The organism is Microbispora sp. ZYX-F-249, from assembly GCF_039649665.1.
GTDB classification, from domain to species: Bacteria; Actinomycetota; Actinomycetes; order Streptosporangiales; family Streptosporangiaceae; genus Microbispora; species Microbispora maris.
In genome coordinates, this window is the sequence record NZ_JBDJAW010000002.1 from 370,237 (window position 1) to 396,266 (window position 26,030).

The following is a 26,030-nucleotide window of genomic DNA, read 5'->3' on the forward strand; positions in this document are numbered from 1 at the left end:
TACGGCAGCCACTCTACGAGGTTGCCGTAACATCCCCGGACGTGAGCGAGACTCGGTATGCCCTGAACGGCATGGTGTGCACTGTCGACCATCTGGCCTCCGCGGCGGGCGTCGCCATCCTCGACAGGGGCGGCAACGCGGTGGACGCGGCCATCGCCGCCAACGCCGTGCTGGCGGTCACCGCCCCGCACATGTGCGGTCTCGGCGGCGACCTCTTCGCCCTCGTCCACGACGGAAGCAACGACGGTGCCGTGAGCGCGCTCAACGCCTCGGGACGGGCGGGCTCGGGCGCCGACCCCGCCCGGCTGCGGGCGGAGGGTCTCGACCGGATGCCCCACCTGTACGACATCCGCTCGGTCCCGGTGCCCGGCTGCGCCGACGGGTGGCTCGCGCTGCACGAGCGCCATGCCCGCCTGCCGCTGGCCGACCTGCTGGCCCCCGCGATCCGCCTCGCGACCGAGGGCTTCCCCGCCTCCCCGCTGCTCGGGCCGGTCGCGGACTTCGTCGGCACCCTGCCCGGGGCCGGGGACTTCGCCTCCGCCCGCCGTCCCGGGGACGTGATCCGCAGGCCGGGCGTCGCCAGGGCCCTCACCGCGCTCGGGGAGGGCGGCCGGGCGGGGTTCTACCAGGGCGAGTTCGGCGAGGGACTGCTGAAACTGGGCGGCGGCGAGTACACCGAGGAGGACCTGGCCCGGCCCGGCGCCGACTGGGTGGAGCCGCTGAGCGTCGAGGTGTTCGGGCACCGCGTCTGGAGCGTTCCGCCGAACTCCCAGGGCTACCTGCTCCTGCTGGCCCTGGAGATCCTCGCGGAGCTGGGCCCGCCCGCCGACCCGGCCGACCCGCGCTGGGCGCACCTGCTGGTGGAGTCGGCCAGGGCGGCCGGGCACGACCGGCTCGACGTCCTGCACGAGGGGGCCGTGGCGCCGCTCGGCACGGCCGGCGCCCGCGGCGCGCTGGTCGACCCCGGACGGCGCTCCCCGTTGCCCGACGTCCCCACCGGGCCGGGCGACACGACGTACCTGTGCGTGGTCGACGGCGACGGCATGGGCGTCTCGCTCATCCAGTCGAACGCGTCGGGCTTCGGCAGCCTGCTCTTCGAGCCCGGCACCGGGATCAACCTGCACAACCGCGGCATCGGCTTCTCGCTCACGCCCGGCCATCCCGCGGAGTACGGCCCGCGCCGCCGGCCGCCCCACACGCTGTGCCCGGCGCTGGTCACCCGGCCGGACGGGACGCTGCGCACCGTCATCGGCACGATGGGCGGTGACGCGCAGCCGCAGATCCTGCTGCAACTGGTCACCCGCCTGCTCGCGCACGGCCAGACGCCCGGCGAGGTGATCGGCGCGCCGCGCTGGGAGCTCGGCACCGGAGGCACCGGCTTCGACACCTGGCGGTCCGCCCCGCTGGTCGAGGTCGAGGAGGGCGCGCCGTGGGCGGACGGCCTGCGCGAGCGCGGCCACGCCGTCGAGACGATCCCGTACGGCTCCAACTTCGGCCACGCCCACCTGATCGACATCCTGCCGTCGGGTGTGCTCGCCGGGGCGGCCGACCCCCGCGCGCTGATCGGCGCCGCACTCGGCCGCTGAATGCCCGCCGCCCGGGTCACCCGGCCCGGGCGGCGGACTCGGCCTGCTGCATGGCCTTGCGGATGCGTTTCTCCGAGACCGGGGCGGGGGTGCCGAGCTGCTGGGCGAAGAAGCTCACCCGCAGTTCCTCGATCATCCACCGGATGTCCCGTACGGCCTTGGCGTCCCGCTCCTCGGGCTTCAACCGGTCGAGCAGGTCGCGGTACTCGTCCTCGACGTCGTGCACGCGGTGCATCCACTCGCGGTCCCGATGGGGATCGTCGGGGAGCTTGTCGAGGCGGCGCTCGACGGCACGCAGGTAGCGCTGCACGTCGGGCAGCCGGTCGTAGCCCGTCTCGGTGACGAACCCGTCGTGCACCAGCCCGTCGAGCTGGTCGGCGATGTCGGCCTTGAGGTCGGCCGCGCCGCCGCCCAGCGCGCCGAGCCGGTTCTGCGCGGCGTGCCAGACCGCCAGGACGCGCTCCACGCGGGAGACGACCTCCTCGGTCGTCTCGAACAGCGAGGCGCGCACGTGGTCGCGTAGCCGCTCGAACCCGGCCTCGTCCCAGACGGGCCCGCCCGCCTGCGCCATGAGCGTGTCGGCGGCGCACGCCGTGCAGTCGTCGAACAGGGCGGCGGCCCCGCCGTGCGGGCTGCGGCTGAGGGCGAGCTTCTGCGCGGTGGTCAGGGTGCGCAGGATCGCCTTGGCCGGGTTGACCACGTTGAGCAGCACCAGTCTCCTGGTGCCCGCCCACATGGCCCGGTCGCGCTCCCGCTCGGTCTCGAACATCCGCACCGCGACGCTCGTGCCCTCGTCCACCAGGGCCGGGTAGGCGCGCAGCCTGCCCTGCTCGAACACCTTCGGCAGCGTGCCGATCGTCCAGCCGTGCAGGCCGTCGCGCTCGAGGTCGTCGGCGGCCCTCGAGAGCGTGGCGCGCAGCTTGGGCGCGAGCCGCCGCTTGAGCGCCTCCAGGTCCTTGTCCTCGTCCACCGTCCGCTTGCGGTCGTCGATCACCCGGTAGGTGATCCGCAGGTGGGCGGGGAGCTGGTCGAGGGCCCACGCGTCGCGCGGCACCTCCACGCCGGTCAGCACCCGCAACTCGCGCTCCAGCGCCTCGAGGAGCGGCTCGCCGCCGGGCCGTACGCGTTCCAGCACGGCCTTGGCGTAGTTGGGGGCGGGCACGAAGTTGCGGCGCAGGTTCTTCGGCAGCGACCGGATGAGCGCGGTGACGAGGTCCTCGCGCAGGCCGGGGATCTGCCAGTCGAACCCGGTCGGGTCGACCTGGTTGAGCACGGCCAGCGGGATGTGGACGGTCACGCCGTCCGCCTCGCCCGTCTCCACCGCGCCGGGCTCGAAGCGGTAGGTCAGCCGCATCCGCTGGCCGTTCTGCCGCCAGGCGTCCGGGTAGTCCCCGGCGCTGACCCCGGCGCTGTCGTTGACCAGCATCTCCGGCGAGAACGTCAGCAGGTCGGGCTGGTCCCGCGAGGTCTTCTTCCACCAGCTGTCGAAGTGCCTGCCCGAGACCACGTCGGCCGGGATCCGCCGGTCGTAGAAGTCGAACAGCGTCTCGTCGTCCACGAGGATGTCACGGCGGCGGGCCTTCTCCTCCAGCCGCTCGACCTCCTCCAGCAGCTTGCGGTTCTCGTGGAAGAACTTGTGGTGGGTGCGCCAGTCGCCGTCGACCAGCGCGTGCCGGATGAACAGCTCCCGGCTCAGCTCGGGGTCGATGCGGCCGTAGTTGACCTTCCGCTCGGTCACGATCGGCACGCCGTACAACGTCACCTTCTCCAGCGCGACCACGGCGGCCTGGTCCTTCTCCCAGTGCGGCTCGCTGTAGGTGCGCTTGACCAGGTGCTGCGCGAGGGGCTCGATCCAGTCCGGCTCGATCTTGGCGTTGACCCGGGCCCACAGCCGGGAGGTCTCGACCAGCTCGGCCGACATCACCCACTGCGGCTGCGCCTTGGCCAGGGCCGAGCCGGGGAAGATCGCGAAGCGGGCGTTGCGGGCGCCGATGTACTCCGTGATCGGCCGGCGGCCCTCCTGCCTGCGCTTGTCGACGACGTCCTTGACGCCGATGTGCGACAGCAGGCCGGCCAGCAGCGACTGATGCACGCGCTGGGGATCGGCGGGCACGCTGTTGGGGACGACGTTCAGCGTCCTGGCCACCTGGCGGAGCTGGCTGTCGATGTCCTGCCATTCCCGCACGCGCAGGTAGTTGAGGAACTCCGCCTTGCACAGCCGCCGGAACGCGCCGGACGACAGCTCCTTCTGCTTGTCGCGCAGGTAGTTCCAGAGGTTGAGGTAGGTCAGGAAGTCGGACTCCTTGTCGGCGAAGCGGCGGTGCTTCTCGTCGGCCGCCTGCTGCTTGTCGGCCGGCCGCTCGCGCGGGTCCTGGATCGACAGCGCGGCCGCGATGATCATCACCTCGCGGGCGCAGCCGTTCTTGTCGGCTTCGAGCACCATCCGGGCGAGGCGGGGGTCCACCGGGAGCTGGGCCAGCTTGCGGCCGAGCGGCGTGAGCTGCGTCCCCTTCCCGGCTTCCCGGGCCGCGCCCTTGTCCGCGAGGGCGCCCAGCTCGATCAGCAGGTTGACGCCGTCCCTGACCTGGCGGCTGTCCGGCGGCTCCACGAACGGGAACGCCGCGATGTCCCCCAGGCCGAGCGAGGTCATCTGCAGGATGACGCTCGCCAGGTTCGTACGGAGGATCTCCGGGTCGGTGAACTCCGGCCGGGAGAGGAAGTCCTCCTCCGAGTAGAGCCGGATGCAGACGCCGTCCGACGTACGGCCGCAGCGGCCCTTGCGCTGGTTGGCCGACGCCTGGGAGATCGGCTCGATCGGCAGCCGCTGGACCTTGAGCCGATGGCTGTAGCGGGAGATCCGGGCCGTGCCCGGGTCGACCACGTACTTGATGCCGGGAACGGTCAGCGAGGTCTCGGCGACGTTGGTGGCCAGCACGATCCGCCGGCCCCGGTGGGACTGGAAGACCCGGTGCTGCTCGGCGGCCGACAGCCGCGCGTACAGCGGCAGGACCTCCTCGGGACGGCCCTTGAGCGCGTCGGCGGTGTCGCGGATCTCCCGCTCGCCGCTGAGGAAGACCAGGATGTCGCCCGGCCCCTCGGCGCACAGCTCGTCGACGGCGTCGACGATGGCCTGGGTCTGGTCGTCGTCCTCGTCGACCGGGCGGTAGCGCACCTCGACCGGGTAGGTGCGCCCGGACACCTCGATCACGGGCGCCGGCTCCCCGCCGGGTCCGGCGAAGTGCCGGGCGAAACGCTCGGGATCGATGGTCGCCGAGGTGATGACGACCTTGAGGTCGGGCCGTTTGGGGAGGAGCTGCTTGAGATAGCCGAGGATGAAGTCGATGTTGAGGCTGCGTTCGTGGGCCTCGTCGATGATCAGCGTGTCGTACTGCAGCAGGAGCGGGTCGGTCTGCATCTCGGCGAGCAGGATGCCGTCGGTCATGAGCTTGACCAAAGTCCCGTCGCTGGAGTGGTCGGTGAAGCGGACCTTGTAGCCGACCGCCTCCCCCAGCTCGATCGACAGCTCCTCGGCGATGCGCTCGGCGACCGTGCGGGCGGCGATGCGGCGCGGCTGGGTGTGGCCGACGAGCCCGTGGACCCCCCGGCCGAGCTCCAGGCAGATCTTGGGGATCTGGGTGGTCTTCCCCGAGCCGGTCTCGCCGGCCACGATCACGACCTGGTGGTCCCTGATGGCCGCGAGCAGGTCGTCCTTGTGCCGGCTGACCGGCAGCTCGGGAGGGTAACGGAGGACGGGGACGGCCGCGCGGCGCGCGGCCACGCGGCGTTCCGCGGCCTCCACGTCCCCCGCGATCTCCTCGACGACGGACTGGCGGGCGGCGCGGTCGCGGACCCGGCGCATGCCGTCGAGACGGCGGCGCAGCCTGCGCCGGTCGCGCAGCATCAGGTCGGGCAGGCGGGCCTGGAGATCGGCGAGCGTGTTCATTCCATGCTCAAGGATAGGCAACGCCCCCCGCCGGTCTGCCAGCCGTTTTCCGGCGGCCCTCTCGGGGCGGGGTCAGGGGCGTCGCGGCGGCTGGTACTTGTACCCCACGTTGCGGACGGTGACGATGCGGCCCGCGTGCCGGCCCAGCTTGCGGCGCAGCCGCAGAACGTGCACGTCGACGGTACGGCCGCCCTCGTCGTCGTACCTGTCCCAGACTGCCGCCATGAGCTGGCGGCGGTTGTAGACCCGGCCGGGCGCGGAGCTGAGGTAGTCGAGCAGCTCGAACTCCCGGAAGGTGAGCTCGATCTCCTCGCCGCCGGCCCGGACCACCCGCGCGGCCCGGTCCAGGACCAGCTCCTCCTCCTCGGCGCAGACCGCCCGCCGAGGCGGCGGGGCCGCGGCCGTGCGCTCCCGTACGGCCGCCGCCTCCGGCGCGACCGCCGCACCCCCGGCGGGCACCAGATAGCCCACGATCATCAGTACGGCGCCGGTCTCCGGCACCGGCAGCACGCCGAGCACGGACCCCTGCCCGAGATCGGGGGGCTCATGGCCCTGCTCGCGCCTGCGCTCCACAAAGTCGATCACGTTCTGGTGGGACATGCCCTCTCCTTGCCTCGTGGCGTACCGGACGGTGGTGACCGCGGTCGTCAACAGGCGGCGGCGCAGACGCGCAGCAGGTCGATGTGCCGGCGCTGGGTCAACCTCCCCGAGGGGTTCATGGGATCATCATGGCAGCGATATTACCCGCTGTCCAGGTAGGGATAAGGGAGATCTATCGCTCAGGGGACGCGGGCGGCCCCCGCGGCCGCCATCGCCGCGCCGATGATCCCGGCCTCGTTCCGCAGCACGGCGGGCGTCACCGGGGTGTCCCCGAGGTCGACGTACGGCAGGAACTTGTCGGCCTTCTTGCTCACGCCCCCGCCGATCAGGATCAGGGTGGGCGACAGCAGGTCCCGCATGTGCCGGAGGTACTCCTCCACGCGACCGGCCCACTTCTCCCAGCCCAGGTCCTCCTCCTCGCGCACCCGGTCGGAGGCGCGGTGCTCGGCCTCCTTGCCGCGGATCTCGACGTGGCCGAACTCGGTGTTGGGCACGAGCGCGCCGTCCACGAAGAGCGCGCTGCCGATGCCGGTGCCGAAGGTCAGCATGAGCACGACCCCGCGCCGGTCGCGGCCCGCGCCGAAGGTCATCTCGGCGACGCCGGCCGCGTCCGCGTCGTTGAGCACGACCGCCTGCTCGCCGAACAGGTCGGCGCCCTTCACGCCGATCCACGACCTGTCCACGTTGGCCGCCGTCCTGATGACCCCGTCGAGGACCACTCCGGGGAAGGTGACGCCCATCGGGCCGGTCCAGGAGAAGTGCTTCGCGATCTCGCGTACGGCCTGGGCGACGGCCCCCGGCACGGCGGGCCGCGGCGTCGGGATGCGCAGGCGCTCCCGGGTGAGCACGCCGGTGGCCGTGTCCACCGTGGCGCCCTTGATCCCCGAGCCGCCGATGTCGATGCCCAGAACTTCCATGACTTTCCTCCTGGTCCGGCTGCACGGCTACCCAGCCGCCCTCACCTCATGCGCGGTCGCGAGTATCGCACGGCGTCATGGGCCGAGCCGGGTTACGGGAGGACAGGCCGGGTACGCCCCGAATCGGGGCAAATCACCACAAGGGGGACACGCATGATCAGGACACTCCACAAGATGGGACTGCGCTCCAATCACATGTACAGCGCCGCCCTGGGGTCAATCGGCATGTCGATCGCCTCATGGATCGTCTCGAACAAGTACGAGGCGGCCGGCATCGAACGCGCCGACCGCTGGGCGTTGTTCGTCGGCGAATGGGCGCCGACCTTCTTCGCGATGGGAATCGCCCTGCGGATGGAGGAGATGGCCCAGGAGAAGGGGCAGGAGACCCCCGAGTGGCAGGAGCAGAGCAGCGACATCCGCCGCCCCACCCGCGCCGGCGTGTAGCGAGGGCGGGCAAGGGCTTCCACGAGCGGCCCGGAGGGACCGGACGGCCCCTCCGGGCCGCTGCGTGACCATCCCCGGCCGTCCGGTGAGCGTCAGGCCACGGCCCGCAGGTGCTCGTGCGCCCAGTCCTCGAAGGTCGTGAGCGGGATGCCGAGGGCCCGCGCGTACTCCGGACGGGCGGGCTGACCGGCCACGTCGATGAATTCGTGTACGGCGACGCCGTAGCCCGGCATCCCCGCGGCGACCGCCTCCTCCACGGTCATGTCGGGCGCGGTCAGCTCGGTGCCCAGAGCCCGGGAGAGGACCGCGGCGATCTCTCTCATCGTCCGGTGGTCACTGGCCAGTTCCAGTTCCACGCCGTGGAACCGCCCCGGTTCCGCGAAGGCCGCGGCGGCCGCGGCGCCGATGTCGTGGACCGCGACGAGGGAGAGCCGGGTGCCGGGCTTCAGCACGGTCACGATGCCCCCCTCGACGCCGCGGGGCAGCAGGTACGCCGCGGACGGGAGGAGGTTCTCCATGAAGAAGCCCGGCTTGATGATCGTCCAGTGCGTGAAGCCCGCCTCACGCACGCGATCCTGGGCGGCGGCCTTGGCACCGAGGACCGGCTCCAGCGACGCCCAGCGGCCTTCCGCCCAGCCGGGGGCCTCGGTGTGCCGACCCGCTCCGGAGGCGGACGTGTGCACGAACTGCGGCACGCCCGCGGCCAGCGCGCCTTCGACCAGGTTGACGGCCTGGACCAGCTCGCCCTCGAAGTCGAAGGCGCCTTCCCGCGACGCCGGCATCTGCACCGAGAAGACGGCCCGGGCTCCTCGCGCGGCCCTGATCACGGATTGACGGTCGAGGAGGTCGCCGGTGACCAGCTCGGCGCCGAGCGCTTCGATCGCCCTCGCCCGTTCGGCTGCGGGGTCGCGGACCAGCGCCCGGACGGGCACGCCGTTCGCCAGCAGGGCACGGGCGGTGGCTCCCCCCTGTTGTCCGGTGGCGCCGGTGACCAGAACGGGTGCGGAATCGATTGCCATGAGGCCCTCTCGGGGCGAGCGCAAGAAACGCCGGGGCCCGCCGTTTATGCTTCGGTACAATACGGCGGGCCCCGCCACTTAGCAACCGATGAGGTGACAGCATGCCCGTTCAGCGTGCGGACGCCCGGCGCAACTACGCGCGCCTGCTCGCCGTGGCAAAGGAGGCGATCGCCGCGGAGGGCCCCGACGCGTCCTTGGAGCAGATCGCCCGCACCGCGGGAGTCGGATCGGCCACCGTCCGCCGGCACTTTCCCGATCGCCAGTCGCTGCTGGAGGCGGTCTTCCGCGAACGGGTCGAGGCCCTGTGCGCCCACGCCGGCGAGCTGACCGGCAGGGCCGACACCCGGGCCGCGCTGCTGGAATGGCTGAGCGCCGTCCTCGCGGACGCCGCGACCATCCGGGGGCTGGCCACCGCGCTGACCCGTGACCGGGCGGCCGGCCCCGAGGCGGCGCACGAGCACTGCTGCTCGGCGCAGCTCACCGAGGCGGGTGAGCCGCTGGTGCGCCGCGCGGCCGACGACGGCGCGCTGGCACCGGGCGTGACCATCGGCGACCTGCTCGCCCTGATCACCGGCATCGCCCTGGCCATGGAACACCACCCGGACTCCGCCGCCGGCGCACAGCGGCTCCTCGGCCTGTCCATGGCGGGGATCAGCCCGCATCAGGGGTGATGGGAGTCGGCATGCCGGTGCTCCGTCAGGGTCGGCGCGCGTGAGCCCCGATCCCGCAGCGGTCGCGCGCTGGCTGCGCACGCGGCCCGCCCGCGCGGACGGCACCCGCGTCCTGGCCGTCGAGGGCCGCTCGGGCGCGGGCAAGTCGACGCTCGCCGCCGCCGTGGCCGCGGCGCTCACCGCGCCGGTCGTCCGCATGGACGACCTGTACGACGGCTGGGACGGCCTGCAGGCCGGGGTGGACGCCCTGCTGGAGTGGGTGCTGCGCCCGCTGGGCCGCGGGGAACGGGCGCGCTGGCGTCGCTACGACTGGACGCGGGGCCGGTACGCCGAATGGCACGAGGTCCCCGGCGCGGACACCGTCGTCGTCGAGGGCGTGGGCTGCGGCGCCCGCGAGGCGGGGCCGTACCTCAGCGGGCTGGTGTGGCTGGAGGCCGCCGAAGAGGTCCGGCGGGCGCGGGCGCTCGCCCGCGACGGCGAGGTGTACGCGCCCCACTGGCGGCGCTGGGCCGAGCAGGAGGAGCGGTACTACGCCCGCCACGACGTGCGCTCCCGGGCCGGCCTCGTCATCGTCACCGGCTGAGCCGCCTCGGGCACGGACCCGCACGCCGCCCGTCCACGGCTGAGGCCCGTCAGGAGCGGATCCGCACGCCGACCTCGTCGAGCCGCGTCAGCAGCTCGGCGGGGTCGGCGTACACCCGGAAGGCGCCGGCGCGCTCCAGCTCGTCCCTGCCGTAGCCGCCGGACAGCAGCCCGACGCCCAGCGCGTCCGCGCGCCGCGCGGCCAGCATGTCCCACACGCTGTCGCCGACGGCCAGGGTGAACTTCGGCTCGACGTCCAGCAGCGCGGCGCCCGCGAGGAACAGGTCCGGGTCGGGTTTGGCCCGGCGCACCTGGTCGCGGTGGACGAGCGGCACATCGGGCGGCAGTTCGAGCATGTCCAGCGCGTGCCTGGCGGTGTCGGCCCGGCTGCTGGTCGCGATCGCCCAGCGGACGTCGTTGTCGGACAGCCGCCGCAGCAGCTCGACCGCGCCCGGCAGCGGGCGCACCGAGTCGATCTGCTCCAGATACGCCTCGGCGTGCGCCTGCTGCAGGTCCTCGATCTGCTCGTCGCGCAGCGAGACACCGGTCTCCCGCAGCAGCGCGTGGACGAGCAGGCCGCCGCTCATGCCGATCCGGCGGTGGACGCGCCACACCGACAGGTCGATCCCGACCCCGCGAAGAGCGGTGCGCCAGGCGATGACGTGCTGGTAGACGCTGTCGATCAAAGTGCCGTCGAGGTCGAAGAGGAAGGCCGGGACGGGCGGCTCCGGGTAGTCGAATCGCGTGTTCATCCGGGCAGTTCTCACCGGCCGGCGCCCGCCGAAACACGTCCGGCCGTAATCACCACCGGGGCCGGACCGAAACCGGGGAGACCGTGCTCAGCCCAGACCGGCGCGGTACTCCTCGTCGGTCACCGGTCCGTGCCAGTGGGTCTTGCCGCTCGCCGTGACGGCGATGTGCACCAGCGTGTCGTCGTCGACGGCGCCGTGCCAGTGCTTCTCGCCCGGCTGGACGTGGACCCAGTCGCCCGGCCCGATGAGCGTTCCCCCGGTCTCGCCCCAGCGGGTCACCACCCCGCGTCCCGACAGCACGTACAGCGCCTGTTCCCCGTCGTGGGTGTGCCAGCCCGAGCGGGCCTGCGGGTCATAGGAGAAACGCTGCGCGCGCAGGCCGTCCGGCTCCACCGCCTTGAGCGTCTCCGCCTCCCACACGCCGTCGGTGAACCTGTCCGATCCCGGCCGGGTGGCCTTGATCTCGCCTTCGCGTACGAACCTCATCGCGCACTCCCTTCCGCGGGCCGCGTCACGCCGGCGCCGCCCGCACCCATCGGCGATCGCCGCCGAGGAAACCCTCCATCGTGAGCCCGGCCCCGCGCAGCAGTTCGCCGAACCGGTCGTCGGTACGGCGCCTGCTGACGAACGTGTGCGTCCATCGCCGGTCCCCCACGACGTACTCCATCGTCGCGTCGAGCAGATCCGGCTCGGGGCGGCTCACGTCCGTCATCCGGACCACGCGTCCGTCACCGCGCGTCTCCGACGGCCCCACCGTGTCGTACCACTCGGGCGGCTGGCGCTGGAAGATCACGCATCCGTCCGGCGCGACGTGACGGCGGCAGGTCCGCAGGAACGCCCGGCACAGGTCGTCGTCGGCGGTGTCGATCACGTACGACATCAGCAGGACCACGTCGAACCGCCGGGACAGGGACAGGTCCTGGATGCGGGACAGGACCGTCTCCGCCCCCCGGATGTGCGCGAGCATCTCGGGCGACTCGTCCACGGCCACCACCTCGTGGCCGAGCGCGAGGAGGGCGTGGGTGATCCGGCCCACCCCCGCGCCGAGTTCGAGGATCGCCGCGCCTCCGGGAATCGCGGCGTGGACGACCTCGGGTTCGCCGTCGGGCGACAGCGTCGCGTAGTAGTCGACCGCGCACCCGTCCGGAGTGATCGGGCCGGGACCGGCGCCGTGATAGATCCGTTCTGGCTGCATGATCACCATCCTGCATCACCGGCCCGCCGGTGGCCCGACTGTGGCGATTTGTCCGATTCCTTCCGGGTATTTCTTCCATGATGAGTTCTGCCGGACGGAGGTGACAGGCATGAGCGTTCCGATGCGACGGGAGTCCAGAGGTCTCGTTCCCGACCTGTTCGACCTGTTGGAGGCGCCGATGACCGCGCTGCGGCCGATGGCCGGGCAGCAGATGCGGCTTGAGGACTACGTCAAGGACGACCGGTACGTGCTGCGCGCCGAACTGCCCGGGATCGACCCGGACAAGGACGTGGAGATCAGCGTGTCGAACGGAGTGCTGACCATCCACGCCGAACGGCGCCACGAGGAGCGGCAGGCGCACCGCACGGAGTTCCGGTACGGAGCCTTCACCCGGTCGGTCGTGCTGCCGCAGAACATGGACGAGAGCGACGTGAAGGCCACCTACGACAAGGGGATCCTCGAGGTCAGCGTGCGGCTCGCCGAGGAGCGGGAGGAGCGCAGGCGAATCCCGATTGAGAAGCCGGGAGCCGGGCAGCCGCAGAGCTAGCTGAGGCGGCTCACGCCGGGCCCGTCCGCGCCGCCGCGGGGACGGGCCCGGGTCGTGTCCCCCGGCCCCGGCGCGGTCCTGACCCCCCGCTCATAACCGGCCCCGCTCAGGAGGACGACGACGGGGACCGTACGACGGCGACCGGGCACTCGGCGTGGTGCAGCACTCCCCGGCTGACCGAGCCGAGCATCGCCGAGCCCAGCGCGCCCCGGCCGCGGGAGCCGACCACGAGCAGGCCGGCCCCGCGCGCGGCCTGGACGAGCGCGTCGACCGGGTGCCCGTAGACGAGCTCCTCGCGCACCGGCACCTCCGGACACCGCCCGCGCGGGTCCGCCGGCTTCTCCCGGATCACGCGCCGGTGGGCCTCGCGCACCTCCTCCACGTCGTAGGTGATCTCGGGCGCGAGCGGGTGGGCGGGCAACTGCCACGCGTGCACGGCCCGCAGCGCGTCGCCGTGCGCCCTGGCCTGCTCGAAGGCGTACGCCAGGGCGGGCTCGCATTCGGGCGAGTCGTCCACGCCCACCACGATCTCCCCCCTGCCGCCGCTCCACCCGGGCCGCACGACGACGACCGGGCAGGGGGCGTGACCGGCGACGTGGGTGCTGACCGACCCGACGACGATGCCGGCGAAGCCGCCGAGTCCCCTGCTGCCGAGCACGATCTCGACGGCCTCCCCGGCCTTGTCGCGCAGGACCCGGGCCGGGATGCCCTCGATGATCTCCGTACTGATCTTCACGTCCGGCTGCCGCTCGCGGGCCACCGCCTCCGCGGCGGACAGGGCCCTCTCGGCGTGGGAGGTGAGCGGGTCGCCGCCGGAGACGGGGAACTTGGGGATGCCGTACGCCCAGTGGTCCACGACGGAGACGAAGCGCAGCGGGCAGCCGCGGCGGGCGGCGTCGTCGGCGGCCCACCGCACGGCGGCCGTCGCGGCGGGCGAGCCGTCGGTGCCGACGATGATCGAGCCGGACATGGACGCTCCTTTCCTGGCCTGTGCCTTCCCTTCCTCACCTGGCCTCTCCATGCCACCACCGGCGGCGGCGGCGCGTCAGGGCCGCAGGTCCTCATCCCCGGGGCCGATGCCGGGGCCGTCCGGCCGGGAGAGATGCTGGAGTCCTGGAGGTGGTCCGACATGGAATCGAAGCGCTGGACCGTAGAGGTTTTCGTGAACGAGGACGACAACGACGACGTCACCACCGCGACCGCCGTGCTGTACACGCCCGCGGGACGACGCCACGAGAGCGTCGGCCGAGCCCGCCGCAACCCCGCCGACCGGCCCGTGCCGGAGATCGGCGACGAGCTCGCGGCCGGGCGGGCCCTCGCCGACCTGGGGGCGAAACTCATCGGGGACGGCGCGGAGGACGTGGCCCAGCTCGCAGGCCCCGCCTACGAGTCGTACTGAGACCCCGGCCCGCGCACGGCGGCGGCCGGCGCCCGCGGGGGCCGGAGCGCCGGGGACCGGCCCGCCGAAACCGGAGCCCCGGGGGCTCCGCGGCGAGCCCCCGGAGTCCGGCGCGCGTCCTCATTCCGCCGGGCCGGCCGGGTCCTCGCCGAGGAGCCCCGCGGCCCGCATCTCCTCCCTCAGCCAGGCCATCGCCGCCTGCTCGTACGCGGCCTGGCCCGCCCCCGTGACCGGAGTGCCGTTCGCCGTGCGCGGACCGCCGGTGGGCCCGTCACCGGCCGCGCCGTCCGGTGCGCGGCCCCCGCCGGGGCCGGGCGCGTACGGCCGCCCCGCGGGCGTTCCCCTTCGCTTGGGCCCCGTCCCCGAGCCGCCGGACGTGTCGCCCTGGTCGGCCGCAGGGACGCGGCCGGCCGCCGTGGCCCGTCCGCGTGGGCCCCGCGCCACGAGGCCGCCGGGCACCGGCCCGTTGGGCGTGGTGCCCCCGCCGTACGCCCCCTGCGGCGCCATGCCGGGCTGCGGCGCCATGCCGGAAGGCGCCCCCAGGCCCGGCTGACCGCCCTGCCCCGCCCGCCCGGACTCGCCCGGACCCCAGGTCTCCGGCACGAGCAGTCCCGCGCCGGTCATCTCGGCCGTGAGCTGCCCGAGCAACGCGTCCGCCTCGACCGGCTCGGGAGTGATCTGCGCGAGGGCCGGCGCGAGCGCGCGCAGCGCGTTCGGCATGCCCGCGCCGGTGCGGTGGAGATCGCCGAGGTTCAGCGGGACGCAACTCGACCTGATGATGTGGAAGAGGTGGTCGACCCGCCGCGCGTCCCGCGCGCTGTAGGGACCCCGGAAGTCGCCGTGGTGCGCGAGCACCAGCGCCGCCAGGCCGGCGACGTGCGGCGCGGCCATCGAGGTGCCGTCCAGTGCGGCGTACCCGTCCGGGGGCACGGCCGACAGGACGGCCACGCCCGGGGCGCACACGTCGATCTCGGGACCGTGGCAGGTGAAGCGCGGCGAGAAGTAGCCGTCGCCGGTCATCGGCCCACGGATCTCGGCCTCGTGGCTGCTGCCGGGCGGGAACGCGTCGGCCTTGCCGACGGCCGCGACGGTCAGCACGCCGGGCAGGGTGCCGGGGAAGCCGACCGGTCCCCCGTCGTTGCCGGCGGCCACCACGCACGCCACGCCCGCCTCGCGCGCCTGCTCGATCTTCGCGGCGACGAGCGGGGAGTGATGCCTGCTCGCCAGGCTCAGGTTGACCACGTCGATACGCTGCTCGACGCAGTAGTCGAGCGCCTCGATGAGGTCGCTGAACCGCCCGCCCGGGAAGATCTTGCACGCGTGCACCTCGGCCTCGACGGCGAACCCGACGACGCCGTGGCCGTCGTCCGCGCCGGAGACGACGGCCGCGCAGTGGGAGCCGTGGTAGGCGGCGTCGACGGACCAGCCGTCCGGCTCGCCGCTCACGAGGTCGATCCCGGCACGTACGCGGTCACGCAGGTCGGGATGCCGCAGGTCGGCCCCGGAGTCGACGACGGCGATCCTGACTCCCGCGCCGCGCAGCGTGGGCGGCAGGCGGTCGAGGTTCATCGCCTGCTGGCCCCAGCCGAAGACCTGCTTGCCGGGGAAACCGTCGAAGGTCTCCGACAGGCGCATCGGCTCGATCAGGTTGTCGCGGGTCGTGGACAGGGCCGGGCGGTCGATGTGCACGCTCCAGTAGCCGGAGCGCGGCCGGACCGTCACCCCGCTGATCGACTCCGGGGTCTCCCCCACCATCGTGACCACCGCGCGGCCGTCGGCCCCGGTGGACGTCTGGGCGGGCCAGCCGTGCCCGGTCACCAGGACGCTCGCGCCGGGCAGCGGCGTGCCGTCGGCGTCCCTGACCAGGAAGGCGAACGTGCTCTCCACACCGGGCGGCACCACCGCCGGGGCGGGCCGCCGCCTGCGCGGCGGCCGGGGCACGTCGCTGTAGGTGAGCAGCCGGTCGCGCTCGAAGTAGAGCTGCGGATACTGCCGCCGCAGCGCCTCGACGTGCTCGGCGGTCATCTCCGCCACGACCACAGCGGGGAACCCGGGTGCCTGAGCCCCCGGGTTCCCCGCCGTCCCCCGCAGGCGGCGCAGCACGCGTACCTCGGGGTCGTCCTCCAGCAGCCTGCGCACCGTGTCACCGTCGAGAGCCGGCGCGGCCGCTCCCGGCGCCGCCGGTTGCGACTGGGGCAGCGCGGCCACCATGTAGCGCCGCGGCCGGGGCTCCACCGGCTGCGGCGCCTGGCGGGACGCCTGCCGCCCCCGCGGGGACGCCGGGCGCGGCTCCTCGCTTCCGTCCTTTGGCTTGTCGTTACTGGTCACCACGTCTCGACTCTCCCCAGCTCAGGCTGGTGTGGCCGGCCGCGCCCCGTACGGCGCGGCGGGCGGTTCAGGCTCTGTCATCCCATTCGCCGCTCTCGGGACGGCGGGAGCCCGGACCGGCCGCCGGCCGGTCCGGGCCACCGAAGTGATCACGTCACAGCAGTGGAACCGTGGGCCGTCCGGGGGTGACGACGCCGAGCGCGAACTGGATCTGCGCCAGGCACGCGTCGTACCGCCCGGCCCGGTACAGCTGAACCGCCTGCACCAGCAGCGGGATGATCCCCGCGACCTGGGGCGCCTGCGGGAGTGACGCCTGCAGCCAGCCGTACAGCCGCTGGAGCGTCACGGCGCAGTGCGCCTGCAGCGGCGCGACCGGCGCCGGATGCCCCGTCACGACTCCCACGGCCGGGGGCGTCACCGGACCCATCCCGGGACCCATCGACTCCACGGTGTTCCTCCGATCAGAGAGCGGCACCGGCCGGCACCGGGACCTGCTGCGCGGCCTGCTGGTGCGGCTGGCCGTAGGCCTGGCCATAGGCCTGGCCGTAGACCTGCGACAGCGACTGCGTGGTCAGCGGGACCTGCTGCCCGTACGCCGCCTGGACGTGCTGGGGCATCACGGGCTGGATGCCGAGGTGCAGGGCCTGCTGGCCGGGGTGCTGCGCGTACGCCTGGGTGGCGTACGGCTGGCCGTAGACCTGCGGGATCTGCTGGGCCTGGGCCTGGATGGCCTGCAGCGCCTGCAGAACCTGCGGCGGAAGCATCTGCTGCTGCACCTGCTGCTGGATCTGCTCACGGACCTGGTGCTGGTAGAGCACGCCCTCGAGCATCTGGCGGGCCGCGGGAGCGCCGTACCGCACGCTGTACCGCGCGACCTTGGTCCAGAAGGTCACCGGGCTCACCAGGTGCTCCTGCGGGAGGATCTGCTCCTCCTGCTGGATCATCGCCAGCGGCGACAGCTGCTGCTGCGCCGCCGGGATCTGCTGACCGAGCTGGAGGGGCGAGATCTGCTGCTGAGCGCCGTACCCCAGCGTGGTCGCCATGGACGCGGGGTTCATAGTGGTGAACGTCATTGTCACTCCTTCGGAGCCAGTAGGTCCGGCCCATCGCCGATGTGATTACATCGCGTGACAGATCGGTTGCACAACGTTATAGGCGTAATGAGTGGTTATGGCCGACTTGGCACTCGGGCTCGGTGACGCAACCGACCGCTCGGGTCATACTCCGGCTTGGAGGTGTCGGCATGACACAGAGCGCTGAGCGGCGCACCTGGTTACGTGGATCGTTCCTCGATCTGCTTCCGGCGGTGGTGAGTAAGGAACTCATCCGCCTCGGCTCCCTGCTGGCTTATCCGAACCGGCACGTGCTGATCCGGGAAGGCGACCCCGGGCGCGCGGTCTACCTGCTGATCGACGCGCTGGTGAAGGTTACGGCCCTCGCGGAAAACGGCTCCAGGGCGCTCCTTTCGATCCGGGCGGACGGCGACGTCGTCGGTGAGATGGCCGCGCTGACGGACCACCCCCGGATGGCCACGGTTACCACCTGCAGGCGATCTCTCGTCTGCGTGCTGAAGGGTCCTGTCTTCACCGCCTATCTCGCCCGCACCCCCGAGGCCGCCGCCGCCCTCAGCCAGGTCGCGATCGACCGGTTACGGTTCGCGAACAGGCGGCGCCTCGACTTCGCGGGCTACGAGGCCGACGTCTGCCTGGCCCGGGTCCTGGTAGATCTCGCCGTGCAGCACGGGCGGCCCCACCATGAGGGGATCGATATCGGAGTGCCGGTCACCCAGGCCGAGCTGGGCGAACTCGTCGGAATAAAGGAACGCACGGTGCAGAAGGCGATGCACGACCTGTCCGCCCGTGGTCTCGTGCTGCAACGGCACCGAGGCGTAGTCATCAGGGACCTCAACGGCCTGACCGACTTCGCCGACCTGCGGCTCCAATCACCCGGTTGAAAGCCGCATCAATGCGGGTTCCGAAAAGCCCGCCGGAGTCATCGTGGTCCGGCCGACACAGACCAGCCAGGAGGCACGATGACTCACCCTCCCATGCCCACCTCGCACGCGATGATCGCGGTGGACATCGAGAAGTACAGCGAGCGCAACGACCAGCAGCAACTCCACCTTCAGGAAACCCTCGTTCGGGTGCTCGACGCCGCCGCGGCCGATGCCGGTCTGGACAGGTCGACGTGGGCCGAGCGGCAGCCGCAAGGGGACGGCGAGTTCTCCTGGCTCCCGCCCCATGCGCACCTCGGTGTGCTGGTCGGCGGCTTCGTCCGCGAGCTGGACGGGCAACTCGGCCTGTACAACCGGCGCCACGCCGGTGCGTTCTGGACGCGTATGCGCCTTCGGATGGCCGTCCACTTCGGCCCCGTACATCTGGGCGCCCCCAACGGGGTCGCCGGCCGCCACGCCGTACAGCAGGCCCGGCTCCTCGACTCCGCCCCCGTGCGGCGGGCCCTTGACGCCTGCCCGGCCGCGGACCTGGCCCTCATCGTCTCCGACCGCGTGTACGACGACTACATCCGCCAGGGACTGGGCGAGCCGCATGCCTACCGGCCTGTCCATGTCCGGGTCAAGGAGCACTCCTGCACCGCGTATCTGCACGTGCCCGGTCACGATGTCGACGAGCTCGGCGCTTTGAACCTCTTCGATGACGAGGGGCCGGACCTGCCCGAGACGGGCCATGCGGGGGCGAACCTCGACCGCAGCGGAGATCGGCCGCGCGCCTCCACGATCGTTTACGGCGACCAGATCGGCGGCCCCTCGCACCGTGCAAGCAGTGGCGGCACCGTCAACGTCGTCGGCGGCGATCAGAACAACCGCCTCTGGCACGAGGGACAGTAATGGCGGAGCCCGCAGCCCCCACCATCGAACCCGGGCACGGCGAGAAAGAACACAAACCTGGCAAAGGTGCGGAGCAGAACTCCCAGCGTGACCTGCGTGAGGAGCTCAACGAGCAGCGGAAGCGAAGCCGGATCTCCGCGCAGAACCTGGACGCCCTCTACGCCGACACCGTCATCGGCGGTGACGACATTGCGGGAGCCTCCCACCGGGCGACCGACGGCGGCACGGTCAACGCTGCAGGACGGGACCAGTACATCATCGGCTCGTCGCAGGAGGACAAGGCCGTTTACAGCGTCGGCGTACCGTCGCGCACCGTCGGCGTCGTACGTCGTTGCCACGTACCAACCGAGTCCTACCGGACGTTGGTCCGACGTCTCCGTGACGAGCACGTGCTGTTGTTGCGCGGAGAGCAGCACAGCGGGCAGCCGACTGCCGCCCTGGCCGCCCTCGCACGCTGGACCGGCGATGCCGGGCGTCTCGCCTGGCTTCATCTGAAGCGGGACCCCTTGCGCCTCGTTACCGCCGACCTGCGCGACGGGACGGGGTACCTCCTCGTGGCAGGCGACGACACGACCTGGACCAGCCATGCCGACCAGGTGCTTGGACACCTGTGCAGAATCGCCGAACGGGTCGGGGCACGCATCATCGTCCTGGCCGGTCCCGAGTTCCCCGAGCACGACTGGGCCGTGAAGCACGAACCTGCTCCCCTGGACGGCGTGTTCGCCAACTGGCTGGTCCACGAGCTGTACGAGGGCGGCGAGGCCAATCCCCAGGAACAGGCCGACAAGACGGCGGGTGACGAACTAGTCCGGGAGAAGCTGGCCGGCTACCGGCGTCCCCGCGAGGCGCGCGCTCTCGCCCTGCAGGTGGCAGCCGGCCTTCTGCACGGCCGGTCCGTCAGCGAGATTCTGGAGGGATTGCCCGAGCAGAGACGCCTCAGGGCGCGGAATCTGCTTACCAAGGACACTCCCCGGAGGGCACGGAGTTTTTTGATCGCCAGTGCTGTTCTCAGCGGATCCGCAGCGGCCGTCGTCGCCACGCAGACGCTGAGACTGGCGACTCTCATCGAGGAGGAACTGGCTCGGCAGACGACCGTCGAGCAGCCGCGTCGGCACCACCTGTGGGAGTGGCTCAGCGACTGGACCGAGGACACGGGTATCAGGGTCAAGGAGACCGGCCGGGGCGGCGACGGGCAGGTCATCGAGTTCGACGAGCCCCCGATGGCCGGTTCGATCCTGCGTGTCGTCTGGGAGGAACAGCCCACGATCCATGAGCCACTGCTGACCTGGCTGCAACAGCTGACGGAGAACGAACAGTTCGACATTCGCATGAAGGCGGCCGAGGCCATTGGGCTTCTGGCTACCTACGACTTCATCGTCGTCGGTGACCGCTTCCTTGAGGAGTGGCGGGACAGCGACAAGGTCCAGCGACGCGAACTTGCCGCCTGGACGCTCGCCTCAGCTGCACGGGATCCGCAGGTGGAGCCAAGGGTTCTCGAGTGCCTGCGCCGCTGGGCCCACAACGGCCGAAAAGCCCAGTCCGTCGTGATCCGGGCTTACGGCTCATGGCTGGGAGCGCGCCATGTCGAGAAGGCCCTGAGCGTTCTCGGCGGCATCGCGAAGACGTCGGGTCATGTCCTTGCCGGGAGCGTCGCTCGCGCCGTCTCTCAGATCCATCAGCTGGGGGTCGGCATAACCTTCCTGTACGAAGCCGAGCACGCCGAGGTCCCGGAGAACACGCGAAGAATCATCGCCGCCCTCGTGGAGTGGTCAAGCGATCCTGAGTCGAAGGGACCGCCCCGAGCCGCCGCCCTCGCCTTCGTACGACTGCTCGCATCCCCCGACGCGATCCGGGTCATCGACCTGGCGGCCGATCCCGGCGGGGCCGCCGATCTCGTCGCACTGTGGCGCCACATTCTTCTCCACGGGGTCACCCGCGGAGAAGACGCAGCGCTCACACCGGAGGCGTGGGACCTGCTGAGCGACTGGCTCGGCAGGTGGGAGGCAGACCCCGGAGTCCGACACGTCCTCTCCGAGGTCCTCGCTCCGCCATCCGACGAGCTGCGGATGTCTCTGTCGTTCCACCTCCGGCTATGGGGCCGGATCGGAAAAGTCGACCCCGAAGTCGCGGCCCGGCTCGCCGCGCTCGTCGAAAGGAGTTGAGCGTCATGTGGCTCATCCGATACAGCCTGCCCGCCGGTGGCCTCGACACGGCGGAGAACGTGAGCGAGTTCTCGTTCACCGCCCCGGCGCGGGGGGATGTCTTCGATTTCGACGTGACGGTAACGCTGTCCTGGTCGGCGCGCGGCCGTCGCTGGCAGGGAGGCCCCGACACAGGCGAGCGCGACCACGTTCAGGGACGCCTTCGGGCCGAGACACGGGCGATAGCACGGCGGCACTCGCCGTACCACTCGGAGATCGCCGAGCGCGAGGTGAACGATGCGCTCGGCAAACTCCTCGGAGAGCTGCCGACGCATGACAGGCAGGTGATCCTGCGGTGGACGGCACAAGCGGAGGTGCGGCCCTGCGAGGATTTGCGCGCGCTGCAGCGGGAACGGGCACGCCGCCTCTACGAGATCGACTGCGAGGTCGCGGAGGCGAAGCGTCGCGCGGAGACGGCGGAGGAGATCCGCGCGGCCTGGGAACGCTTCCTGACCGGGGCGCGCAGGAGCGAGCTGACCAGATACGCCATGCGCCTGGCCGAGCAACCGCAGGCCAGGGCCGAGATCATCGCGGAGATGCTGGACAAGAGTGAAGACACCGCCGCGCACTTCATTCAGAAACTCGACAAGCTGATGACCCTCCATGAGAGAGGCAACCTCCTGGAGCTGCTCCTCGGGAGCGAGACCGCGCTGCGGAGCGCGATGACAGCGCTAGGATTGCCGGTTCGGCCCCTTGACCCCGACCCGCTGCTGCCGAGCGGGTTCGGTCAGCCATAGAAAGCTCCTACGGCCAGCCAGAGCAGGGTGGCAACGAGCATGAGGGCCGTCCACGGCAGCGCACGTCCCACCCTGCGGTGCTTCTCACGGCTCAGGTCGGCCAGGGTGCCCACGAGGAGCCACGCCTCCTGTTCCTGCTGCGGGACGCTCACCCGCGACGTCACACGCGCGGGACCGGCCAGGCCGAACCTGTTCGGCCCGCCGGGTCCGCCCAGGCGAGGACGTAGGCCCTGGACAAGGTGATAGCCGGCCACGAGGAACCCCGCGACGTAGAGCGTGATCAGAACAATGGCGACCACGCTCAGCGCGGCAGGGGCTCCCGGTGCTCGCAGACCGGCCAGCGCCCCCATCTGCGTGGCCGCCACGGCCGCAGCCCCGAGGTGCACGGTGGTGACGGTGGCGACCTTGGCGTCCGCATGCTGCACGTAACCCTGAAAGGTGCCGAGCGTCGTAAGCGCTACGGTCAGCGCCTCAACGGGAGTCATTCCGTCCTTGGACCGGCCCATACGATCCCTCCTAATCCGTCTCACTGGAGCGAATCGCAGATCCGGAGGCGAAGGACCGCACCAGTGCGGGTTCACAACCGACACGTCTCTTTGCCTTGACGAAAATAATCGTCGGAAGTCATGCTGGGGACATGAAGGATGTGGCGGTGATCGAGGACCCGGCGGCGGCGGAGGCCTCCCTGGATCCGATCCGGGTGCGGTTGCTCGCCGAGCTGGCGGAGCCCAACTCGGCGACGATGCTGGCGGCCAAGATCGGGCTGCCGAGGCAGAAGGTGAACTACCACCTCAAGACCCTGGAGCGGCACGGCCTCGTGGAGCTGGTCGAGGAGCGCCGCAAGGGCAACGTCAACGAGCGGGTCATGCGGGCGACGGCGGCGTCGTTCGTGATCTCTCCCACCGCGCTGGCGTCGGTCGCGCCCGATCCGTCGCGCTCGCCCGACCGGCTGTCGGCGCGCTGGCTGCTGGCCCTGGCCGCCCAGCTCGTGCGCGACGTCGGCACGCTCATCACCGGCGCGTCCCAGGCGCGCAAGAAGCTCGCGACGTTCGCCGTCGACGCGCAGGTGCGCTTCGCCTCGGCCGCCGACCGGGCCGCGTTCGCCGAGGAGCTGTCGGCCGCCGTGGCCGCGCTCGTCAGCAAATATCACGACGAAACGGCCGAGGGCGGGCGCGAGCACCGCCTGGTCCTCGCCGTCCATCCCGCCGTCCCCCGGACGGTTTCCCCCCAAAGCGACGAGGAGGCCTGATGGCCCACGAATTCGAGCTCAGCAAGGAAATCGAGCTGGACGCGACGCCGGAGCAGGTCTGGGAGGCCATCGCGACCGGCCCGGGCGTGGACTCCTGGTTCATGGGACGCACGGAGATCGAGCCGGGCGAGGGCGGCCGCGGCCGGTTCACCATGTTCGGCGGCACCGAGACCTCCACCGTGACCGCCTGGGAGCCCGGCAAGCGGTTCGCGTACCGCAGCGACGAGAACCCCGACGGCCTCTTCATGGCGATGGAGTACCTCGTCGAGGGCCGCGACGGCGGCAGCACGGTCCTGCGCCTGGTCCAGCACGGCTTCCTCGGCGACGACTGGGAGACCGAGTACGAGGCGATGGTCACGGGCTGGGACCTGTACCTGCACAAGCTCGCGCAGTACCTCAGGTACTTCCGCGGGCGGCCCGTCACGGTCGTGTCCGCCGCCCGCCCCCACGCTCCGGAGAGCGAGAAGGCATGGACGGCGATCAAGGACGAGCTGGGCCTCGCCGGCACGGTCCGCGAGGGCGACCCGGTGCGGCTCGCGGTGGACGGCCTGCCCTCGGAGGACGGCGTCGTCGACTACGCGGCCCTGCCGGACTTCCTGGGCGTGCGGACCGCCGACGGGCTCTACGGGTTCATCCACTCCGGGCCGAAGCGCGGGAACGTGCTGGTCCTCGGGCACCACATCTTCGCCGAGGGCACCGGCCGGGAGCGGGCCGAGAGCGCCTGGCAGTCCTGGCTCGCCCGGCTCTTCCCCTGAGCACGCCGGACTCCTGACCGCCAAGGACCTGACGACGGCGCGGCAGGCCTGCCCGACGACGGGGCCGGACCACGACCGGCCGGCGGGGCAGCCGGGCACGGGCCACCGTCAGGCCCAGATGGCACAGGGGACGCCGTCGGAGAAGATCTCGGGAGGATCGGGCAGGGGCCGGGCCCGCCCCGCGGCCACCAGCAGGGCGGTCCAGGCGGCGGCGCCCGCGTCCAGCACGTCGTCCACCCCCGCCGCCGCCCCGGCCCGGCCGAGGTCGCCCGCGAGCACGACGCCCGCCGCCGCCAGCAGTTCGCGCCGGCGCTCGGCGCCCGCCCACGTCGTCTTCGGGTGCGGCAGGGGCTCCCCCGCGAGCCGGGCGAAGCTCAGCTCGGGGTGGATCTCGACGACCCGCCTGCCCGCCTCCCGCACCCAGCGCTCAACCTCGAACAGTTTCTCCTTGAGCCCGAACGCCTGGCGGGAGACTCCTTCCCCGGTCAGGCGGCGGTTGACCGCCACGGCCGAGGCGTGGTCGTCCGCCTCCAGCGCGGCGCGCGCCGGGGTCATGAACACCGACCGCCATCGGGGACCGAGCTCCGCGCGCGCCAGCACGTCGGCCCGGCGCCGGCCCCGGCCCGGCGGACCGCCGGGGTGGCCGTCGGGCAGCCCGATCGGCATGTCCACGGCCACGACGGCGACCTCGCCGTCCGCGTCGGCCGCCGCGACCAGGTCGGCGATCCGGGCCGCGAAATAGGCGCGCGCCGCGCCTGCGTCGCCGGGGCCGGCGGGCGGGACCACCCCGATCCAGCCCGCCCTGCACGCGTCGACGCCGAGCACACGAGCACCGTTCATATGACCATGCTCACCCCTGGCGGGGAACGACGTGTCCGAAGCGGAACAGGTTCGCCGGGTCGTAGACCTCGCGCAGCTTCACCAGCCGCCGCAGCGTCTCCTCGGGCCAGGCCCGGGAGATCTGCTCGGGGGCCAGGGCGCCGCCCTGGAAGTTGATCTGCGCGCCACCGGTGGACCAGGGCGCGGCGGCCTCGACCACGGCCCGTACGGCGGCGGGCACGGCCGTGTCCATCAGCTCGGGCACCGGCGCGCCGATGGCCAGCAGCGTGAAGGCGGCGTCGCGCCCGCCCACGGCGTTCGGCTCCTTGGGCTGGCGGGCGAGCGCGCCGCCGAGCTGGCGCAGCTCGACCACGGCCAGCGGGACCTGCGCGGCCGGCCCGGCGACCGCGAGCAGCGCCTCCACGGTCTCGGCGGTCAGCTCGCGCAGCAGCGCGCCCCGCTCCGCGACCGGCATGGGCTGGGTCGGGTCCCGGTGGATGGAGTCGATCGCCGCGTACGGCAGGGGCCCGACGGCGTCGAGCACCGGCTCGGCCACGGCCCGCATGGGGGCCAGCAGCGCCTCGGCCTCCTGCCCCTCTCCCACGTGGGCGACCCGCAGGTGGACCACGAACTTGCCGCTGAGCTGCGGCGGCAGCTCGGGCAGCGGGGGCAGGCGCAGCAGCGCGACCGAGGTGGTGGTGGTCTCCGGCAGCGTCTCGGTCCAGGTGCGGTAGGCGTGCAGGACCCGCCCGGCGTCCTCGGCGGCGAAGAACAGGCCGCCGCCGTACAGGCCGGTGAGCGGAAGCAGGTCGATTGTGATCGAGGTGACCACGCCGAACCCGGCCTTGCCGCCGCGCAGCGCCCAGAACAGGTCGGGCTCGCGGTCGGCGTCGGCGGTGCGGATCACGCCGTCCCCGGTGACGACGGTGAGCTCCCGCACGTGGTCGGCCGCGAAGCCGAAGGTCCGCGCGATCGGCCCGAGGCCGCCGCCGAGCGTGAAGCCGACCACGCCGACGCCGGTCGACGATCCGCACAGCGGTGCCAGGCCGTACGGCGCCGCGGCGGCGACGACCTCGCCCCACGTGCACCCCGCCGCGATCGTGGCGGTGCGGGCGGAGGGGTCCACCACGACCTCCCCCATGGCGCGGGTGCTGATCAGGACCGCGCCGTCGGCCGCCTGCACGGCGCCGTGGCCGGTCGCCTGCACGGCCACGGGCAGCCCGTGCTCGGCGGCGAGCCGTACGGCGGCGGCCACGTCGCCGGCGTCGCGCGCCGCGACGACCACGGCGGGCCGGTGGCGCACGGCGAGGTTGAACCCGGCGGCCTCCTCCTCGAACCCGTCCTGCCCAGGAGCCAGGACCAGGCCGGCGATCCGTCCCCGCAGCGCGTCTTCGATGGTGCTGTGCATGTCCGTCCTTCGGATGTCGTCGTCTGTGACGGG

26 protein-coding genes are annotated in these 26,030 nt (G+C 72.4%); 12 read left to right on the forward strand and 14 right to left on the reverse strand.

What is annotated here, in order from left to right:
- Positions 1-41 precede the first annotated feature (41 nt).
- Positions 42-1,586 (forward strand): gamma-glutamyltransferase family protein, encoded by a 1,545-nt coding sequence (locus tag AAH991_RS04155; protein WP_346224377.1) that lies wholly within the window; start codon positions 42-44, stop codon positions 1,584-1,586.
- A gap of 16 nt (positions 1,587-1,602) precedes the next feature.
- On the opposite strand, the gene hrpA is transcribed toward AAH991_RS04155, so the two are convergent.
- The 3 genes from hrpA to ppgK all read right to left on the reverse strand — a co-directional run bounded on the left by hrpA (position 1,603) and on the right by ppgK (position 7,046).
- Positions 1,603-5,529 (reverse strand): ATP-dependent RNA helicase HrpA, encoded by a 3,927-nt coding sequence (gene hrpA / locus AAH991_RS04160; RefSeq protein WP_346224378.1) that lies wholly within the window; start codon positions 5,527-5,529, stop codon positions 1,603-1,605.
- Positions 5,530-5,601: 72 nt separating this feature from the next.
- Positions 5,602-6,129 carry a winged helix-turn-helix domain-containing protein gene (locus AAH991_RS04165; RefSeq protein WP_346224379.1) on the reverse strand — a complete coding sequence of 176 codons (528 nt, stop codon included), beginning with the start codon at positions 6,127-6,129 and terminating at the stop codon, positions 5,602-5,604.
- Between the two features lie 179 nt (positions 6,130-6,308).
- The gene (gene ppgK, locus AAH991_RS04170; RefSeq protein ID WP_346224380.1) at positions 6,309-7,046 is read right to left on the reverse strand and encodes a polyphosphate--glucose phosphotransferase; all 738 of its coding nucleotides are present in this window, start codon (positions 7,044-7,046) and stop codon (positions 6,309-6,311) included.
- Between the two features lie 153 nt (positions 7,047-7,199).
- Here ppgK and AAH991_RS04175 point away from each other — a divergent pair, with 153 nt between their 5' ends.
- The gene (locus AAH991_RS04175) at positions 7,200-7,490 is read left to right on the forward strand and encodes a hypothetical protein (protein WP_346224381.1); all 291 of its coding nucleotides are present in this window, start codon (positions 7,200-7,202) and stop codon (positions 7,488-7,490) included.
- A 92-nt stretch (positions 7,491-7,582) separates the two neighbouring features.
- Here the strand turns inward: AAH991_RS04175 and AAH991_RS04180 are convergent, their stop codons facing one another.
- Positions 7,583-8,509 (reverse strand): NmrA family NAD(P)-binding protein, encoded by a 927-nt coding sequence (locus tag AAH991_RS04180; protein WP_346224382.1) that lies wholly within the window; start codon positions 8,507-8,509, stop codon positions 7,583-7,585.
- A 101-nt stretch (positions 8,510-8,610) separates the two neighbouring features.
- On the opposite strand from AAH991_RS04180, the gene AAH991_RS04185 reads away from it, so the two are divergent.
- Both AAH991_RS04185 and AAH991_RS04190 read left to right on the forward strand, forming a co-directional pair.
- Entirely contained in the window at positions 8,611-9,180 is a 570-nt protein-coding gene (locus tag AAH991_RS04185; protein ID WP_346224383.1) for a TetR/AcrR family transcriptional regulator, read from the forward strand.
- A 40-nt stretch (positions 9,181-9,220) separates the two neighbouring features.
- A complete protein-coding gene (locus AAH991_RS04190; protein ID WP_346224384.1) occupies positions 9,221-9,763 on the forward strand; it encodes a nucleoside/nucleotide kinase family protein in 543 nt (180 codons plus the stop codon).
- A gap of 49 nt (positions 9,764-9,812) precedes the next feature.
- On the opposite strand, the gene AAH991_RS04195 is transcribed toward AAH991_RS04190, so the two are convergent.
- From AAH991_RS04195 to AAH991_RS04205, 3 genes are all read right to left on the reverse strand, one after another.
- Entirely contained in the window at positions 9,813-10,514 is a 702-nt protein-coding gene (locus AAH991_RS04195; RefSeq protein ID WP_346224385.1) for an HAD family hydrolase, read from the reverse strand.
- 87 nt (positions 10,515-10,601) lie between these two features.
- Positions 10,602-11,000 carry a cupin domain-containing protein gene (locus AAH991_RS04200; protein ID WP_346224386.1) on the reverse strand — a complete coding sequence of 133 codons (399 nt, stop codon included), beginning with the start codon at positions 10,998-11,000 and terminating at the stop codon, positions 10,602-10,604.
- A gap of 25 nt (positions 11,001-11,025) precedes the next feature.
- On the reverse strand, positions 11,026-11,709 hold the full coding sequence (locus tag AAH991_RS04205) for a class I SAM-dependent methyltransferase (protein ID WP_346224387.1): 684 nt from the start codon (positions 11,707-11,709) through the stop codon (positions 11,026-11,028).
- Positions 11,710-11,818: 109 nt separating this feature from the next.
- Here AAH991_RS04205 and AAH991_RS04210 point away from each other — a divergent pair, with 109 nt between their 5' ends.
- Complete coding sequence (locus AAH991_RS04210) at positions 11,819-12,256, forward strand: Hsp20/alpha crystallin family protein (RefSeq protein ID WP_346224388.1); 438 nt, start codon at positions 11,819-11,821, stop codon at positions 12,254-12,256.
- A 106-nt stretch (positions 12,257-12,362) separates the two neighbouring features.
- Here AAH991_RS04210 and AAH991_RS04215 read toward each other — a convergent pair whose 3' ends face one another.
- The gene (locus tag AAH991_RS04215; RefSeq protein WP_346224389.1) at positions 12,363-13,226 is read right to left on the reverse strand and encodes a universal stress protein; all 864 of its coding nucleotides are present in this window, start codon (positions 13,224-13,226) and stop codon (positions 12,363-12,365) included.
- A 159-nt stretch (positions 13,227-13,385) separates the two neighbouring features.
- Between AAH991_RS04215 and AAH991_RS04220 the strand changes: the two genes are divergently transcribed.
- Positions 13,386-13,655 carry a DUF1876 domain-containing protein gene (locus tag AAH991_RS04220; protein ID WP_346224390.1) on the forward strand — a complete coding sequence of 90 codons (270 nt, stop codon included), beginning with the start codon at positions 13,386-13,388 and terminating at the stop codon, positions 13,653-13,655.
- Between the two features lie 120 nt (positions 13,656-13,775).
- Here the strand turns inward: AAH991_RS04220 and AAH991_RS04225 are convergent, their stop codons facing one another.
- The 3 genes from AAH991_RS04225 to AAH991_RS04235 all read right to left on the reverse strand — a co-directional run bounded on the left by AAH991_RS04225 (position 13,776) and on the right by AAH991_RS04235 (position 17,056).
- On the reverse strand, positions 13,776-15,986 hold the full coding sequence (locus AAH991_RS04225) for a S8 family serine peptidase (protein WP_346224391.1): 2,211 nt from the start codon (positions 15,984-15,986) through the stop codon (positions 13,776-13,778).
- A 151-nt stretch (positions 15,987-16,137) separates the two neighbouring features.
- Positions 16,138-16,422 (reverse strand): hypothetical protein, encoded by a 285-nt coding sequence (locus tag AAH991_RS04230; protein WP_182906743.1) that lies wholly within the window; start codon positions 16,420-16,422, stop codon positions 16,138-16,140.
- A gap of 22 nt (positions 16,423-16,444) precedes the next feature.
- Positions 16,445-17,056 (reverse strand): hypothetical protein, encoded by a 612-nt coding sequence (locus tag AAH991_RS04235; RefSeq protein ID WP_346224392.1) that lies wholly within the window; start codon positions 17,054-17,056, stop codon positions 16,445-16,447.
- A gap of 170 nt (positions 17,057-17,226) precedes the next feature.
- Between AAH991_RS04235 and AAH991_RS04240 the strand changes: the two genes are divergently transcribed.
- From AAH991_RS04240 to AAH991_RS04255, 4 genes are all read left to right on the forward strand, one after another.
- Positions 17,227-17,937, forward strand: a complete 711-nt coding sequence (locus AAH991_RS04240) for a Crp/Fnr family transcriptional regulator (RefSeq protein ID WP_346224393.1) — start codon at positions 17,227-17,229, stop codon at positions 17,935-17,937.
- Between the two features lie 78 nt (positions 17,938-18,015).
- Positions 18,016-18,828 (forward strand): hypothetical protein, encoded by an 813-nt coding sequence (locus tag AAH991_RS04245; protein ID WP_346224394.1) that lies wholly within the window; start codon positions 18,016-18,018, stop codon positions 18,826-18,828.
- Positions 18,828-20,990, forward strand: a complete 2,163-nt coding sequence (locus tag AAH991_RS04250; RefSeq protein ID WP_346224395.1) for a hypothetical protein — start codon at positions 18,828-18,830, stop codon at positions 20,988-20,990. The genes AAH991_RS04245 and AAH991_RS04250 overlap by 1 nt, the downstream gene beginning before the upstream one ends.
- A gap of 5 nt (positions 20,991-20,995) precedes the next feature.
- Positions 20,996-21,766 carry a hypothetical protein gene (locus tag AAH991_RS04255; RefSeq protein WP_346224396.1) on the forward strand — a complete coding sequence of 257 codons (771 nt, stop codon included), beginning with the start codon at positions 20,996-20,998 and terminating at the stop codon, positions 21,764-21,766.
- Here the strand turns inward: AAH991_RS04255 and AAH991_RS04260 are convergent.
- On the reverse strand, positions 21,757-22,251 hold the full coding sequence (locus AAH991_RS04260; RefSeq protein ID WP_346224397.1) for a Pycsar system effector family protein: 495 nt from the start codon (positions 22,249-22,251) through the stop codon (positions 21,757-21,759). The genes AAH991_RS04255 and AAH991_RS04260 overlap by 10 nt on opposite strands.
- A 152-nt stretch (positions 22,252-22,403) precedes the next feature.
- On the opposite strand from AAH991_RS04260, the gene AAH991_RS04265 reads away from it, so the two are divergent.
- Entirely contained in the window at positions 22,404-23,015 is a 612-nt protein-coding gene (locus AAH991_RS04265) for an ArsR/SmtB family transcription factor (protein ID WP_346224398.1), read from the forward strand.
- Complete coding sequence (locus AAH991_RS04270) at positions 23,015-23,770, forward strand: SRPBCC family protein (protein ID WP_346224399.1); 756 nt, start codon at positions 23,015-23,017, stop codon at positions 23,768-23,770. The genes AAH991_RS04265 and AAH991_RS04270 overlap by 1 nt, the downstream gene beginning before the upstream one ends.
- 108 nt (positions 23,771-23,878) lie before the next feature.
- Here the strand turns inward: AAH991_RS04270 and AAH991_RS04275 are convergent, their stop codons facing one another.
- Both AAH991_RS04275 and AAH991_RS04280 read right to left on the reverse strand, forming a co-directional pair.
- Positions 23,879-24,610: a DUF429 domain-containing protein gene (locus tag AAH991_RS04275; protein WP_346224400.1), complete on the reverse strand. Its 732-nt coding sequence runs from the start codon at positions 24,608-24,610 to the stop codon at positions 23,879-23,881.
- Positions 24,611-24,620: 10 nt separating this feature from the next.
- The gene (locus AAH991_RS04280) at positions 24,621-25,997 is read right to left on the reverse strand and encodes an FAD-binding oxidoreductase (RefSeq protein WP_346224401.1); all 1,377 of its coding nucleotides are present in this window, start codon (positions 25,995-25,997) and stop codon (positions 24,621-24,623) included.
- Positions 25,998-26,030 lie beyond the last annotated feature (33 nt).

Bases quoted from the DNA above. Each gene is read 5' to 3' on its own strand.
- AAH991_RS04250 (WP_346224395.1), top strand. From the start codon at position 18,828: ATGGCGGAGCCCGCAGCCCCCACCATCGAACCCGGGCACGGCGAGAAA.
- AAH991_RS04230 (WP_182906743.1), bottom strand. From the start codon at position 16,422: ATGGGTCCCGGGATGGGTCCGGTGACGCCCCCGGCCGTGGGAGTCGTG.
- AAH991_RS04165 (WP_346224379.1), bottom strand. From the start codon at position 6,129: ATGTCCCACCAGAACGTGATCGACTTTGTGGAGCGCAGGCGCGAGCAG.
- AAH991_RS04210 (WP_346224388.1), top strand. From the start codon at position 11,819: ATGAGCGTTCCGATGCGACGGGAGTCCAGAGGTCTCGTTCCCGACCTG.
- AAH991_RS04275 (WP_346224400.1), bottom strand. From the start codon at position 24,610: ATGAACGGTGCTCGTGTGCTCGGCGTCGACGCGTGCAGGGCGGGCTGG.
- AAH991_RS04200 (WP_346224386.1), bottom strand. From the start codon at position 11,000: ATGAGGTTCGTACGCGAAGGCGAGATCAAGGCCACCCGGCCGGGATCG.
- AAH991_RS04265 (WP_346224398.1), top strand. From the start codon at position 22,404: ATGAAGGATGTGGCGGTGATCGAGGACCCGGCGGCGGCGGAGGCCTCC.
- AAH991_RS04175 (WP_346224381.1), top strand. From the start codon at position 7,200: ATGATCAGGACACTCCACAAGATGGGACTGCGCTCCAATCACATGTAC.
- AAH991_RS04240 (WP_346224393.1), top strand. From the start codon at position 17,227: ATGACACAGAGCGCTGAGCGGCGCACCTGGTTACGTGGATCGTTCCTC.
- AAH991_RS04215 (WP_346224389.1), bottom strand. From the start codon at position 13,226: ATGTCCGGCTCGATCATCGTCGGCACCGACGGCTCGCCCGCCGCGACG.
- AAH991_RS04220 (WP_346224390.1), top strand. From the start codon at position 13,386: ATGGAATCGAAGCGCTGGACCGTAGAGGTTTTCGTGAACGAGGACGAC.
- AAH991_RS04185 (WP_346224383.1), top strand. From the start codon at position 8,611: ATGCCCGTTCAGCGTGCGGACGCCCGGCGCAACTACGCGCGCCTGCTC.
- AAH991_RS04255 (WP_346224396.1), top strand. From the start codon at position 20,996: ATGTGGCTCATCCGATACAGCCTGCCCGCCGGTGGCCTCGACACGGCG.
- AAH991_RS04205 (WP_346224387.1), bottom strand. From the start codon at position 11,709: ATGCAGCCAGAACGGATCTATCACGGCGCCGGTCCCGGCCCGATCACT.
- AAH991_RS04260 (WP_346224397.1), bottom strand. From the start codon at position 22,251: ATGACTCCCGTTGAGGCGCTGACCGTAGCGCTTACGACGCTCGGCACC.
- ppgK (WP_346224380.1), bottom strand. From the start codon at position 7,046: ATGGAAGTTCTGGGCATCGACATCGGCGGCTCGGGGATCAAGGGCGCC.
- AAH991_RS04195 (WP_346224385.1), bottom strand. From the start codon at position 10,514: ATGAACACGCGATTCGACTACCCGGAGCCGCCCGTCCCGGCCTTCCTC.
- AAH991_RS04280 (WP_346224401.1), bottom strand. From the start codon at position 25,997: ATGCACAGCACCATCGAAGACGCGCTGCGGGGACGGATCGCCGGCCTG.
- AAH991_RS04270 (WP_346224399.1), top strand. From the start codon at position 23,015: ATGGCCCACGAATTCGAGCTCAGCAAGGAAATCGAGCTGGACGCGACG.
- AAH991_RS04235 (WP_346224392.1), bottom strand. From the start codon at position 17,056: ATGACGTTCACCACTATGAACCCCGCGTCCATGGCGACCACGCTGGGG.
- hrpA (WP_346224378.1), bottom strand. From the start codon at position 5,529: ATGAACACGCTCGCCGATCTCCAGGCCCGCCTGCCCGACCTGATGCTG.
- AAH991_RS04180 (WP_346224382.1), bottom strand. From the start codon at position 8,509: ATGGCAATCGATTCCGCACCCGTTCTGGTCACCGGCGCCACCGGACAA.
- AAH991_RS04245 (WP_346224394.1), top strand. From the start codon at position 18,016: ATGACTCACCCTCCCATGCCCACCTCGCACGCGATGATCGCGGTGGAC.